At 68.1% G+C, this 13,057-nt stretch carries 11 protein-coding genes; 6 read left to right on the top strand and 5 right to left on the bottom strand.

What is annotated here, in order from left to right:
• The first annotated feature begins 131 nt into the window (after positions 1–131).
• Both QMG61_RS14170 and QMG61_RS14175 read left to right on the top strand, forming a co-directional pair.
• Positions 132–1,730 (top strand): DUF2142 domain-containing protein, encoded by a 1,599-nt coding sequence (locus QMG61_RS14170; RefSeq protein WP_283494979.1) that lies wholly within the window; start codon positions 132–134, stop codon positions 1,728–1,730.
• Positions 1,723–2,883: a glycosyltransferase family 4 protein gene (locus tag QMG61_RS14175; protein ID WP_283494980.1), complete on the top strand. Its 1,161-nt coding sequence runs from the start codon at positions 1,723–1,725 to the stop codon at positions 2,881–2,883. Before QMG61_RS14170 ends, QMG61_RS14175 begins: the two co-directional genes overlap by 8 nt.
• Here the strand turns inward: QMG61_RS14175 and QMG61_RS14180 are convergent.
• Genes QMG61_RS14180 through QMG61_RS14190 form a run of 3 tightly spaced genes read right to left on the bottom strand, consistent with a single transcriptional unit; the run spans position 2,859 to position 5,958 of the window.
• Positions 2,859–3,950, bottom strand: a complete 1,092-nt coding sequence (locus QMG61_RS14180) for a glycosyltransferase family 4 protein (protein WP_283494981.1) — start codon at positions 3,948–3,950, stop codon at positions 2,859–2,861. The genes QMG61_RS14175 and QMG61_RS14180 overlap by 25 nt on opposite strands.
• Entirely contained in the window at positions 3,947–5,104 is a 1,158-nt protein-coding gene (locus QMG61_RS14185; RefSeq protein WP_283494982.1) for a hypothetical protein, read from the bottom strand. Before QMG61_RS14185 ends, QMG61_RS14180 begins: the two co-directional genes overlap by 4 nt.
• Entirely contained in the window at positions 5,101–5,958 is an 858-nt protein-coding gene (locus QMG61_RS14190) for a glycosyltransferase family 2 protein (RefSeq protein ID WP_283494983.1), read from the bottom strand. The genes QMG61_RS14185 and QMG61_RS14190 overlap by 4 nt, the downstream gene beginning before the upstream one ends.
• 76 nt (positions 5,959–6,034) lie before the next feature.
• Between QMG61_RS14190 and QMG61_RS14195 the strand changes: the two genes are divergently transcribed.
• Positions 6,035–7,204, top strand: a complete 1,170-nt coding sequence (locus QMG61_RS14195) for a glycosyltransferase family 2 protein (protein ID WP_283494984.1) — start codon at positions 6,035–6,037, stop codon at positions 7,202–7,204.
• A 2-nt stretch (positions 7,205–7,206) separates the two neighbouring features.
• Positions 7,207–8,199, top strand: a complete 993-nt coding sequence (locus QMG61_RS14200) for a glycosyltransferase family 2 protein (RefSeq protein ID WP_283494985.1) — start codon at positions 7,207–7,209, stop codon at positions 8,197–8,199.
• Between the two features lie 134 nt (positions 8,200–8,333).
• Here the strand turns inward: QMG61_RS14200 and QMG61_RS14205 are convergent, their stop codons facing one another.
• Together QMG61_RS14205 and QMG61_RS14210 are read right to left on the bottom strand one after the other, a co-directional pair.
• Positions 8,334–9,635: an O-antigen ligase family protein gene (locus QMG61_RS14205; protein WP_283494986.1), complete on the bottom strand. Its 1,302-nt coding sequence runs from the start codon at positions 9,633–9,635 to the stop codon at positions 8,334–8,336.
• 19 nt (positions 9,636–9,654) lie between these two features.
• The gene (locus tag QMG61_RS14210; RefSeq protein WP_283494987.1) at positions 9,655–10,959 is read right to left on the bottom strand and encodes an O-antigen ligase family protein; all 1,305 of its coding nucleotides are present in this window, start codon (positions 10,957–10,959) and stop codon (positions 9,655–9,657) included.
• A gap of 80 nt (positions 10,960–11,039) precedes the next feature.
• Here QMG61_RS14210 and QMG61_RS14215 point away from each other — a divergent pair, with 80 nt between their 5' ends.
• A complete protein-coding gene (locus QMG61_RS14215; protein ID WP_283494988.1) occupies positions 11,040–12,698 on the top strand; it encodes an FAD-dependent oxidoreductase in 1,659 nt (552 codons plus the stop codon).
• 85 nt (positions 12,699–12,783) lie between these two features.
• The gene (locus QMG61_RS14220) at positions 12,784–13,050 is read left to right on the top strand and encodes a metal-sensitive transcriptional regulator (RefSeq protein ID WP_283494989.1); all 267 of its coding nucleotides are present in this window, start codon (positions 12,784–12,786) and stop codon (positions 13,048–13,050) included.
• The last annotated feature ends 7 nt before the right edge of the window (positions 13,051–13,057 follow it).

Genomic DNA, 13,057 nt, shown 5'->3' on the forward strand with positions numbered 1-13,057 from the left:
TTCAGGTGAAACGAGATTGTTCGGTCGTGCCTGTAGCCTTTGCGGAGTCGTGGGAATCGCAGGCCACAGTGGAGTACGGACCCGCGTAACTCCCCTCACAAGAGCACTTTCATGACAGGAAAAGCGAGTTCGTGTCAACATTCAGATTTCCCGCGGCGAAACCGCGACTCAGTTCGGACCTGCCGCCCACCCGATCCGTCTTCTGGACCGCGTTCGCCCTGATGGCAATGCTCGCCACGGTGTGGTCGCTGGCGAGCCCGATCTTCTCCGTTCCCGATGAGAACGCTCATGCGGTCAAGGCCATCGCGCAGGTGCGCGGGGACCTGACCGGGCATGCCGTGGCGGGCGTCAAACACTCCGTAATGGAGTTGCCGGCCGGATACTCCTACAACCAGCAGATCGTGTGTTATATCTTCCACCCCGAGTTGCCCGCCGATTGCGGTTTCGAACTGGGCGACAAGGGTGGCAAGGGGTGGTTCAACACCTGGGTGAGTGCCTACAACCCGATCTATTACTACCTGGTCGGCTGGCCCACCCTCTTCCTCAACGGCTCAGCCGGCATCTACGCCATGCGTATCGTCAGCGGTCTGCTCTGCGCCGTGTTCGTGGCCTGGTCATTCCAAACGGCGATGTCGGTGCGACGCGCTCGCTGGATGCCGTTCGGGTTGACCTTTCTGGCCGCGCCCATGGTCGTCTACCTATTCGGATCGGTCAATCCGAACGGGATTGAAATCGCATCTGCCGGCGCCCTGTGGATCGCACTATTGCGCTTGCTGCAGCACCTGGACGGGCGGGACGCCGGTCTGGTCTCGTCGCTGCCTCGCCGCTACCTCTGGCTGATCGTGACGGTGTCGGCGATAGTCCTGGCGACGGCTCGGGCCACCGGCCCGCTGTGGCTCGTCGTCGTGGTGGGCTTGTGCTTCCTGGCCGCCGGCTGGGCGGCGGTCAAGAGACTGTTCACCACAAAGGGGTCCTATCTCTGGCTGGCCCTCGTCGCAGTGGGCGGGATCTTCTCACTCTCCTGGACCCTGGGCGGCGGCAGCCTCTCGGGCCAGGCGAGCGCGTCGGACGCCCCGCTCGTCGGCGGATCGTTCTACCAGGGATTCACGCACATGATCCGGCTGCTGCCCGACCACCTGCAGCAGGCGATCGGCTTCTTCGGTTGGGTGGACACGCCGCTGTCGGTGTACACCTACTGGCCGTTCGTGGCCGCCGTGGCCATCCTCGTCGTGCTGACCTTCGTTGGCCTTGATCGCCGAAGCGTCGTGACGATGGGCGCGGTCCTGGCCGCGGCGGTTCTGGTCCCGGCGCTGGTGCAGGGATACAGCGTGCATCAAACCGGGATCATCTGGCAGGGCCGCTACGGGCTCTTCCTCTACGTCGGGGTCACGCTGGTGGCGGCGTGGCTGCTCTCCGGACGGTCCGGTCGGCGCGTCGGCTTCATGGCCACCCGTCTGAGCGGGGTGGGCATCACTCTCGTTGCGGCGTATGGCGTTGCCGCGTTCTTTTTCGTGCTGTGGCGGTACGTGGCCGGAACGGACCAGCCCTACAGCGCCATGTGGCGGAACCCGTCGTGGGAGCCTCCGCTGGGGGCGATGACGCTGATCGCCCTCTATGCCCTGGCGTCCGTTGCTTTCGTGCTCTGGTCCATCTGGCTCGCCGCGCGTTCCGCCCGCGCCGAGGACACGGCCGCAGAGACCGTGGCCGAGACCGAGCCGACGCATGCCTGAACCTCGGGTCGCGATCGCGTATGACTGCGTGTTTCCGCTCAACGCCGGCGGAGGTGAGCGCGTCTACCGCCGCCTCGCGGAGCTTCTCGTGGAGGGCGGGAGCACCGTCGACTACCTGACCCGGCGGCAGTGGGCGACGGATGCCCCGCCCGCGTCCTTCTCGATCGTGCCGGTGTGGCAGGGCGACATCTACGACGCCGGCGGTACCCGAACCCCCTGGAGCGCGGTCGCGTTCGCCTGGGCGCTCTTCCGGTATTTCCTCCCCAGGCGTGGCCAGTACGACCTCGTCGTCGTCAGCACCCTGCCGGTGCTGAACCTGTTCGCGGTGCGGCTGGCTCTTCTCGGCAGCCCCACTTTCGTGGTCGCCGACTGGCTCGAGATCTGGCCGTGGCGGAAGTGGCGCGAGTACGCCGGGGCGCTCTCCGGTACGATCGCGTACCTGCTGCAGGTCGTGGGAATCCGTCTCGCCCACCTGCACACGGTCAACAGCGACTTCACCGGCGCGCGGCTGCGCCGTTATCGGCGGCGCGCGGCACCGATCACCCTCGGCCTCGTTGATCTCGTCGGCGACGAGCCCGGTGCCACCACCGACCGCCCCGATCACCCGTACCTGGTCTTCATCGGCCGGCACATCGCCGACAAGCGCCTGATCGATCTGGTCCCGGCGCTGGCGGAAGCGCGCGGCGCAATTCCCGAGCTGCGCGCCGTCATCGTGGGCGACGGCCCCGAGACGCCAGCGGTGGCAGCCCGCGTTACCGAGCTGGGCCTCGACGCAGAGCTTGAGCTTCGCGGCCGGGTCGGCGAGGAGGAGTTGCGCGAGCTTATCCGCGGTGCGCGCGTGCTCGTCAACCCATCCAGACGAGAGGGCTTCGGCCTGGTCGTCGTGGAGGCGGCCGCGTTCGCCACCCCGAGCGTGGTGGTGGCCGGGCCTGACAACGCCGCGGCTGAACTGGTCGTGGACGGTGTCAACGGCTACGTCGCCGCCTCGGTGTCTCCAGAGGTGCTGGGTGCGGCCATCGTGCGCGCCGTGCGCGACGGGGAACCCCTGCGGGCTCGCACGAGGGCCTGGTTCGACGCTGAACGAGTCAGCAACGGGCTGAGCGCCTCTGTGGACCAGATCCTGGCGCGCTACCGCTCGGCCAGGGTCCGCTGAAGCGACTCCACGGTATCCCTGGCGGTCCTGGACCACGAGAAAGCACGGGCGCGGTCCAGGCCGAGCGTCGATCTGCGGGCCAGCTCGACCGGATCGTCGAGGAGGGTGCTGATCGTCGCGGCCAGGCCTTGCGCGTCGTGGGGCGACACGTAGACGGCCGCCTCCCCGGCAACCTCGTGGAGCACGGGAATGTCGGCGCAGACGACGGGGCAGCCGCGGGACATGGCCTCCAGTACCGGCAGGCCAAAACCTTCGAACAGGGTCGGGAAAACGATCAAACTCGACTCGGCGTAGAGCCGGTCCAACTCGTCGGAGTGCAGCCAGCCACGCAGTGCGACCCACGGCTCCAGGCCGAGCCGGGCCACGACGGGGGTGAGTGGGTCGTCGCCGTGGCTGCCGGTGACGACCAGGTGCGGCCTCGAACCTGCGGGGATCAGGGCCAGTGCCGCCAGCAGCAGCGGAAAGTTCTTGTGCGGCATCCGGTTGCCCACGGCCAACAGCTGGCGCGGTAGCCGGGAAAATCCACCGGGCTTCGTCTCCGGGTCCTGGCCCGCGAGCGGCACCACGTCGACCCGGGACGCCGGCACCCGCAGGTACCGCACGATATCCCCCTGCGAGGCCTCGCTGACGGTGAGAATGCGCCGCGCTCCGTGGGCGGCGAGCCGGATCATTGTGCGCAGCACACGGGAATATGCGCCGGGCACGTATTCCGGATGTCGGAACGGCAGCAGGTCGTGCACGGTGAGTACCACCGGAACCCGCGACCAGGCCGGGCCGAGGTTGGCCGGGCAATGGATCAGGTCGGCTCCGAGCCTGCGGGCGAACCGGGCGACGCCGAAGAGCTCGCCGCGGGCCCAAGCGATTCGGTCCTCGCCGCTGATGCCCGAGTCGACGATGCGGCCGGGGAACCAATCCGTGTCGGCGGCGGCCAGTTCGGCCGACGCGAGGCCGATGAACTCGAGGCCGCCCGCGCCCGGCTCGATCCGACTGTAAACCTCGCGCACGTACGATTCCATCCCGCCCTTGCGGCCGGTGAAGAACAGGAGGTCGACCAGTACGCGGCTCATCGACCGGCCACGGAAACGTCCTCGGCGGCGCGCACGCGTCGTCGTCTGGCAAGCTCGTAAACCACAGCCGAGGCCAGTTCGGCAAGGAGCAGGCCGAGGAACACGGCGGGCAGGCTGTGCAGCGCGAGTCCGATCGCGGCGAGTGCGAATGCCATTGCCGAAACGACCGCGCGCAACCCGGTCAGCAGACGCACCTCACCCATCCGCCGCAGGGCGGCGAACGGGATCGTCGTCGGGAGCGACGCGGCCCTCCAGGCGCAGGCGAGCACGAGCGGCAGGATGGCCGCCGAACTCGTCCAGACCCCACCGAAAATGAAACCGAGCACCCCGGTGCGTTCGAGCAGCACCAGAACCACCACGGCGGCTAGCACGGCACCGGCCGAGACGACGATGTCCAGTTGGGAATGCGCCTTCAACAGTCGCAGGCGCATGAAGTTCAGGGGGATCGCGAGCAGGCCGGAAACGGTGGCGATCGCCGTGAACAGCACCGCGTCGCCCGGGCCGAGCAAGGCCAGGATCATGGTGTTCAAGAGTGGGTAGATCACGCCCGTGATCGCGGTGTCGGCCACCACCCAGCCCATCACGGCGGGCTCCGGGCGGCTTGCCTTGTGCGCCACCGGCAGGGAGCGGAGGAGCGTCGCCGCGGCGATGCCGGCCACGAGCGGAACCAGCGCCCAGGTTTGGCCGGTGAACGCGGCCACGACGCCGCCGAGCGCACCGAGACCGACCACGACGGATGCCCAGATCTCGCGCACGTCGAGACGCTCGGCCACGGACACACCGCGCCCCACCTCGAGGGCGGCGATCAGCACCGGAAGACCGATGACCAGCACAACGGGGTTGGTCGGGTTCAGAGCCATCACCAGCGCGGCGACAATCGCCAGCCCCGCCAGCCAGAGCGGGAAGACCACGCGGCGTTCGGTTGCAGCCGAACTCAACCGCGACTCGAGCACCACAGCGAAGGTGAGTTGGCCGACGAAGGTTGCCACCATCACGGCCACGGCGATGACGCCCTGCTCCGGGCGGCTGAACAGCCGGGACGAGATGGAAATGGTCGCGGCCGGGATGACGGCCAGCGACACCCCGCCGAGCAGGGTGATCAGGCTCAGCGTGGCCCGGCGGAGTCGCAGGGGGGACGGCAGGTCCGCGGTCACCTTGTCACCGCGGTGACCGTTCGTGCGCCGTCGAAGGGGCGCCCGATCATTCCCTCGAGCCGGCCGAGGAAGACCCACCAGCCGTCGGCCCATGCGTTCGTGCCAGGGTTGCGCAGCCCGAAGAACAGCCCTCCGCCCAGAAAGGCGAATCGCCACCAGAGCGGGTAGCGCCACCGGGTCACGAGCCGGCCCAGTCCTCGACCGTAGCCGCGCAGCTTGCGCCGACGTTCCGCGACGGTCAGGCCGCTCGGATCAGCGATGCCACCCACAAGAACGGTGGGTGGCTGCCAGACGAAGTCTGTGCGTGGCTCGTCGCGCATGAGCTTCAGAAGCAGATCGGTCGCCTCGCCGGCCTGCCAGGGGCTGGGCGCGCCGGTGCCGATCTCCGGGTCGAAGCCGCCGAGCGAGTCGAACAGGCTGCGCCGGATGAGAAGGCCCATCTCGATGACGGTCCAGGCCGTGTGCCGGTCGAGTGGTGTGCCGGGGTCAGGCAGCACGAACTTCGGCCCATTCTCGTCCACGACGGTCAGTGCCCCCGCCCGGAAGCCGTCGGGAAGGCGGCGCAGCCCCTCGAGTGCGTCGGGCGGGAACCAGGTCGTGTCGTTCGGAAAGTTGAGCAGAAGGTCCCGTTCTGCGGGCAGGGCCGCGACGCCGGCGTTGCGGCCGCGGGAGGCCCCCGGCGGGGAAGTGACGACCGTGATGGCCAGGTTCGGTGACCGGTAAGCGGCAGCCAAAGCGTCGACCTCGGCGAGGTTTCGCTGGGCGACGACGACGAGGTGGTCATCCGCCGTCATCTGCTCGGAAACGGACTCGAAGAGTCGCCGCAGGCTCTCGACACGGCCGAGAGTTGACACTACGAGTCCAAGGTTCACAAATCACATTCTGTACGATGAGGGGGCCGCACCAACAATGACGGGACTCGCTGTACGCATGTCAACCACCGAAATACTCGAACTCTCCATCCTGATGCCCTGTCTGAATGAGGCCGAAACACTGGCCGTGTGCATCGACAAGGCGCAGGACTACCTGCTGCGAAGCGGCATCGCCGGTGAGGTCGTGATCGCGGACAACGGCAGTACCGACGGGTCGCAGGCGATCGCCGAGGCGCACGGAGCGCGCGTCGTCGCGGTCGCGGAGAAGGGTTACGGCAGCGCGCTGATCGGCGGAATCGAAGGGGCCAGGGGCACCTTCGTGATCATGGGCGATGCCGACGACAGCTACGATTTCAGCGCTCTCGACGGGTTCGTCGAACGTCTCCGCGCCGGTGACGAACTGGTGATGGGCAACCGCTTCCGCGGCGGGATTGAAGACGGCGCCATGCCGCCGCTGCACAAGTACCTCGGCAACCCCGTGCTCTCCTGGATCGGGCGCACGCTCTTCCGGTCACCGATCAAGGACTTCCACTGTGGGCTGCGCGGATTCAACCGGCAGTCGATGCTCGACCTTCACCTTCAGACCACCGGGATGGAGTTCGCCAGCGAGATGGTCGTGAAGTCCACTCTGGGTGGGGTCCGGGTCAGCGAAGTGCCCACCACGCTGTCCAAGGACGGCCGCAGTCGCCCGCCGCACCTGCGCAGCTGGCGTGACGGATGGCGCCACCTGCGCTTTCTGCTTATCTTCAGTCCCCGCTGGCTGTTCCTGATCCCGGGCAGCATTGCCTTCCTGATCGGCTTCGTCGGCACGGTGCTGCTGGCCTTTGGTCCCGTCGTCGTCGGCCAGGTTGGTTTCACCTATTCCAGCCAGGTTTATCTGGCGGCGCTCGCCGTGGTGGGCTATCAGGCCTTCCTGTTCGCGCTGCTCACCAAGATTTATGCCCAACACGAGGGCTTCCGAATTCCACGCAGTCGCAACTTCGAGCGGCTGGAGAGGCGGATGAGCCTCGAGAGCGGGGCCATCCTCGGCCTGATTCTCTTCCTGATCGGGCTGGGAATCGCGTTGGCTCAGCTGATCGGCTGGGCGGCAGGCGGTTATGGCGCCCTGATCGCCGGCGAAACCATCCGGGTCGCGATTCCGTCGGCGTTGCTGATGATGCTGGGAGCGCAGACCGTGATGGCCGGGATGTTCCTCGGGGTGCTGTCGGTCGGCCTGAAACGGCGCTAACGATGAGCCCCAGCATCTCCGTGGCCCTGTGCACCTACAACGGGTCGGCCTTCCTTGAGGAGCAGCTGCTGAGCATCCTCGACCAGACGCTGCGGCCGACGGAGATCGTGGTCTCGGACGACGGTTCGACCGATGGTTCGGCGGACCTCGCACTGGGCATTTTCGGGGCCTGGCAGACCCGGAATCCGGGCGCCGAGGTGTCGCTACGGGTTCTGCGCAACGCGACGCCATTGGGAGTGACCGCCAACTTCGAACAGGCACTCTCGGCCTGCACCGGAGAGCTCATCGCCCTCAGCGACCAGGACGACGTCTGGCACGCCGACCGCCTCGACCGCATTGTCTCCGTCTTCGGGCGCCGGCCGAGCCTGTACCTGCTGCACACGGATGCCCGACTCGTCGACGCGCAGGGCTACCCGCTCGGAACCACCCTTCTGGACACGCTGGGAGTATCGGCGGAAGACCGAAACGCGGTGCACGGCGGCCGGGCGATCGATGCGCTCCTGCGTCGCAACATCGTCACCGGTGCGACCGCTGTCGTGCGTCGCGGCCTCGTGGAGCGCGCTCGCCCCTTCCCCGCGTCGTGGGTGCACGACGAGTGGCTGGCCATGGTCGCCGCCGCGAGCGGAGCGATGGACCTGCTCGACGAACCGCTCGTGGACTATCGCCAGCACGAGGGCAACCAGATCGGCGCATCGAGCCTCGACCTGGGTGGACGCCTTGGCCGACTGACCGCTTCCCGCGGAGCGCGCAACGCGAGACTGCTGGCCAGGGCCGTCGCCCTGGAGGAACGTGCCCGAACGTTCGAGCCGGCGCCGTCGACCGAGACCCTGGGGAAGATCGACGCCAAGCTGGCCCATGAGCGGATGCGCAGCGGGTTGCCGGCGGCGCGAGTCCGGCGGGTGCGGCCGGTGCTGCGGGCGCTGCGCGCCGGGGACTACACCAGGTTCGGGCTGGGCCTGCAGGACGTGCTCCGGGACCTCGTCCAGCCCGTCTGACGGTGTCGCCGGCTGCGGTGATCGGGCCGTGCGGTGATCCGGCCGTGCGGTGATCGAGCCACGCGGTGATCGGGCCACGCGGTGATCGAGCTTGTCGAGATCACGGGTCTCGACAGGCTCGACCACCGTTCCGCTCAGCCGATCCGGTTGCGTGGGCTCGGCCGGAGCAGGCTGCGCCAGCTCTTGCCCTGTGCCGCTTTGAGCGCGCAGATGAGCAGCAGCAACCAGCCGAAGTCGACCAGGGCCGTGCTCTCCGCGGCGGATGTGACGATCAGGATCACCAGCACCAGCGGTGACCAGACGTAGACGAGGGTGCGCTTGTTTGCGGCCAGCACCCACGAACGCCAGAACGCCAGACCGATCAGGGCGAGGAAAGCCACGAAACCGACCAGGCCGACCTGGAAGTACACGTCGAGGAACGCGTTGAGGCCGGAGGTCTGGTCGCGCCGGCTGACGAAGTCGAACCAGCCGTATGGCGTGACGGCGTTGGGCCAGAGGCCCGTCCAGCCCCAGCCCTCGAGCGGATGCAGGCTGACGAGGCGCCACATCTCGCTCCAGAGCGAATACCGCACCTCGAACTCGCTGCCCGCGTTGAGCGTGTTGAGGATCTGGGCTCGGCCGATGAACGCGGCGATGCCGCCGACGACGGTCGTGCCGAGCAGGCCGATTTGCAGCATCCAACGCCCCTCGACCGGTGTGCGCCGGAGCCAGTAGAGGGCGAACGCGGCCAGCCCGACGAAGAGGGCGACGACCAGGATGACGGGGGAGCGGGTGAGCAGCAGCCCGAAGCCGGCGAGTGCTATCGAGCCGATCCCGACACCGCGGCGCACCGACCGCGCGCGCAGCTCGACGATGAAGGTGACCCCGGCGAGCAGGGAAACCAGACCGAACACGTTCCGTGATCCGAAGATGCCCTGCACCGGTCCGAGCTGAGCGATGTTGCCCTGGATGCCCAGGAACACGATCGGCAGGTCGATCAACAGACCGGACAGCACCTCGAGGGCGAGGGACAGCCCGAGCAGCAGCCGCAGGACGTCGCCGGTGGCGCGCACGATTTGAATGGTGTCCCGCGCGAGGGCGACGTAGATGGCCAGGAACGTGAAGGTGAGCTGGTAGAGCACCCCGCGGATGGTGTCGGGGGCGTAGCCGGACCAGAGCAGCGAGAGGGCGCACCAGCCCACGAACACCATGATGGAAATGGGCAGGAGGCCGTGCCAGTCCGTACGTTCCCGCCGCGCGATCAGCGAGGCCACAGCCAGCGCCACGACCGTGATCAGCACACCGACCAGTCCGGGCCAGCCGATGACGCCGCGAATCAGGTGTGTGGAGAAGGCGACCCCGATGATCACCAGGGTGAGGGACGCCGCGAAGCGGGGTGCCCCCAGGAAGCGCATGACTCGCGGCGACGGGGGCCGTCGGTTGGTGTTCGGGATCATGGGCCTTCCACGCTACCGTCTACGGCATCGGCAGGGCGGATGCCTGCTGGCGCTTGGTGACGATGGCGAGCAGCACCAGGAGCACCCAGCCCGACTCGATCAGAATCCGGCTCTCCGCCAGGCTCTGTGCGAGGAGGGCCGCCAACAGCAGGAGCGGCAGCAGGGCGGATGCCGCGTACGGTTCCGTGTCGGCGAGGCCGCGGCGCGGCCGGTCGACGGCGAGGAACCAGGACCGCCACAGGGTCGACAGCGCGAGCGCCACGAACACGATCAGGCCGACGATCCCGAGCTGCAACCACACGTCGAGCCAGGCGTTGTGCGCCTGAAGGTAGACGACTCCCTTACGCAAGGCCAGGCCCTGGAACGGCTCGGCCCAGGGCGCCCAGTAGCTGACCCAGCCCCAGCCGAACGCGGGGCGCTGGCTCGCGAGCTCGATCACGCTGCGCCAGATGTCGATCCGCCCGGTGACGTCGGGGCTCTTGCCGAACACGGCCAGCAGCTGTGGGGTGAAGGCGGCCGCTGCGGCGCCGATGGCCACGACGGATGCGGCCGCGGCCAGGTAGACCGGGCGACGCCGCTGCGGCCCGCGGTGTCGGGTCCAGAGCGCGAAAACGAGCACGAGGGCGACGAACCCGGCCGCCAACGACACGGTCGTCGACCGGGTGAGCGCGAGCATGAGCACGGCGAGAGCCAGCCAGGCCACGCCCCAGCCGCGGCGCACCGTGCCGGCCGCGAGTTGTACGGCGAAGACGATCACGGCGAGCAGGGCGACAAATCCGAGCAGGTTCCGGTTGGCGACGATCCCCTCGATCGGACCGCCCTGCAACAGCAGGGCACGGGACCAGTAGAACGCCTGTGGCACCTTCTCGGTGCCGTAATCGACCCAGAAGGGGAGCAGCGGTTGCCTGACGAAGACCGCGACGACCGCTTCGAAGACCAGCGACAGGGCGAGAACCCAGCGCAGGGCGCCGCCGAGGGTGCGGAGCAGTTCCGTCCAGGTGAGGCAGAGCGCGAGGAATACGGCGGTGATCGTCGTGGCCCACTGCAGGGTCACTCCGATCAGGGAGGCGCCGAGGTAGTTCGACCAGACCAGGGAGGCGGTCGCCACGAGGAGGAAGGCTCCGACGGATTTCGGGAAACGCGTCCAGACCCAATCGGGTTTCAGTCGGACCAGCCCAACGATGGCGCCGGCGAGCACGACGACCCCGATCACGCCGAAGCCCCACCAGCCGAACAGGCTGCGCCAGAACTGGCCGGCCAGGAGCGTGAAAAAGACGAAGGTCGCAAAGGTGCGAACGACGAAGCGGCTCTGGACGGCGGGCATGTCCCTAAGGTTAGTGGGGAGCCGGGCGCACTCCCAGCCCTTTCCATACCCCAGGGGGTATGATCGACTCGGAGGTCCTAGTGAAGACACTTATTGTAGGCGGAGTTGCGGGCGGAATGTCGGCGGCGACCAGGTTGCGCCGGCTGGACGAGACGGCCGAGATTATCGTATTCGAACGCGGGCACTACGTCTCGTTCGCGAATTGTGGGCTGCCGTATTACGTGGGCGGCGTCATCCGTGACCGGGCCGACCTGCTGCTGCAGACGCCGGAATCCCTGGCGAGCCGATTCCGCCTCGACGTGCGGATCGACCACGAGGTGACCCGGATCGATCGAGAGTCAAAGACCGTTTACGTGCGCGACACCCTGACCGGGGAGGAAACCTCCGAGAGCTACGATCGGCTGATCCTCGCTGCCGGCGCCACCACCCGCAGTGTGCTCGCCCACTCCGAGATTCCCGTGCACACCCTGCGCACGGTCGACGACGTCGACCGGATCACCGCGATCCTCGACGAGGCTACCGGGCCGGTCTCCGCCGTCGTCATCGGCGCCGGCTTCATCGGCCTCGAGGCGGTGGAGAACCTTGTGCTGCGCGGCGTCACGGTGACCGCTGTCGAATTCGGTCCGCAGATTCTCGGCCCGCTCGACGCCGAGATGGCGGCCCCCGTGCTCGACGCCCTGCGGGCACAGGGCGTGGACGTGCGCCTCGGCACCGCAGTCAAGGGGACATTCGGCGGCCGGGTGCAGCTCAGCGATGACACGGATGTCGCTGCCGACTTCCTGATCGAGGCCACCGGAGTGCGGCCGGACACCTCCCTGGCCGAGAAGGCAGGCCTTCGGATCGGCGAGAGCGGCGGGATCTGGGTGGACGACACCCAGCGCACCAGCGACCCGTCGGTCTACGCCGTCGGCGACGGTGTGGAAAAGGTCGACGCGATCAACTCCCAGCCCACCCGCATCGCCATGGCCGGGCTGGCCAACCGGCACGGCCGGGCATCCGCCGACAGCATTGCCGGCATGCCCGCGGCGGCCGCGCCGGCCGTCGGCGCCGCCATCGTCGGCGTGTTCGGCATCACCGTGGCGATGGTCGGCTGGAGCGAGAAGCGCCTCGTCGCCGAGGCGAGGCCGCACCGGATCGTGCACACGCACCCGGCCAGCCACGCCGGCTACTACCCCGGCGCCGAGTCGATGTCGATCAAACTGCTCATCGACGCGGAGACGGACGCCATCCTCGGCGCCCAGATCGTCGGCGGCAGCGGCGTGGACAAGCGCATCGACATTCTGGCCACCGCGATGGCCGGCGGCATCACGGCATCCGCCCTGACCCGCCTCGAGCTGGCCTACGCCCCGCAGTACGCGTCGGCCAAAGACCCGATCAACCAGCTCGGCTACGTCGCCGACAACCTCGCCACCGGAACGACCCGCAGCCTGCAGTGGCACGCTCTCGAGTCCGCCCTTGACGCCGGAGCGGTGCTCGTCGACGTGCGTACGAGCGGTGAGTTCGCCGCCGGGAGCATCCCGGGTGCGCTCAACCTGCCACTCGACGACATCAGGGCGCGCCTGGCCGAGTTGCCGGATGCGCCCCTGGTGGTGCACTGCCAGGTCGGCCAACGCGGTCACACCGCCGCCCGGATCCTCAGCCAGAACGGTTTCGACGTGCGCAACCTGGACGGCGGCTACCGCACCTGGGTCGCCGGTGTCTCCACCCTCACGCCGGTCCTCGAAAGCACTCCTGCATGAAAACGGTCAGCTTCGCCGCCGATACCTCCGGCATAATGACCTCCAGACGACCGGCACTACTCCCCAACGCAAGAAAGGCGTGACCATGACGACCGACGACAGCGCTCAGCAGAAGAAAATCGTCAATCGCCTCCGCCGGGCGCAGGGTCAGCTTGCTGCGGTCATCAATGCCGTCGAGGCCGGCGGCAGTTGCAAGGACGTCGTGACCCAGCTCGCCGCGGTGTCGAGTGCACTCGACCGCGCGGGCTTCGTCATCGTCTCTACGGCCATGCGCGAGTGTCTCGACAACCCGGACGCGGAGAACTCACTCTCGGTGGACGAGCTCGAGAAGCTGTTCCTCACCCTCGCCTGACCCGCCC

The sequence above is a fragment of the Cryobacterium sp. PH31-AA6 genome (assembly GCF_030063195.1).
Taxonomy (GTDB): domain Bacteria; phylum Actinomycetota; class Actinomycetes; order Actinomycetales; family Microbacteriaceae; genus Cryobacterium.

What these genes read in the sequence shown, in the direction of transcription:
- QMG61_RS14175 (WP_283494980.1), top strand. Translation starts at nt 1,723, where the DNA reads ATGCCTGAACCTCGGGTCGCGATCGCGTATGACTGCGTGTTTCCGCTC.
- QMG61_RS14180 (WP_283494981.1), bottom strand. Translation starts at nt 3,950, where the DNA reads ATGAGCCGCGTACTGGTCGACCTCCTGTTCTTCACCGGCCGCAAGGGC.
- QMG61_RS14195 (WP_283494984.1), top strand. Translation starts at nt 6,035, where the DNA reads ATGTCAACCACCGAAATACTCGAACTCTCCATCCTGATGCCCTGTCTG.
- QMG61_RS14200 (WP_283494985.1), top strand. Translation starts at nt 7,207, where the DNA reads ATGAGCCCCAGCATCTCCGTGGCCCTGTGCACCTACAACGGGTCGGCC.
- QMG61_RS14205 (WP_283494986.1), bottom strand. Translation starts at nt 9,635, where the DNA reads ATGATCCCGAACACCAACCGACGGCCCCCGTCGCCGCGAGTCATGCGC.
- QMG61_RS14210 (WP_283494987.1), bottom strand. Translation starts at nt 10,959, where the DNA reads ATGCCCGCCGTCCAGAGCCGCTTCGTCGTTCGCACCTTTGCGACCTTC.
- QMG61_RS14220 (WP_283494989.1), top strand. Translation starts at nt 12,784, where the DNA reads ATGACGACCGACGACAGCGCTCAGCAGAAGAAAATCGTCAATCGCCTC.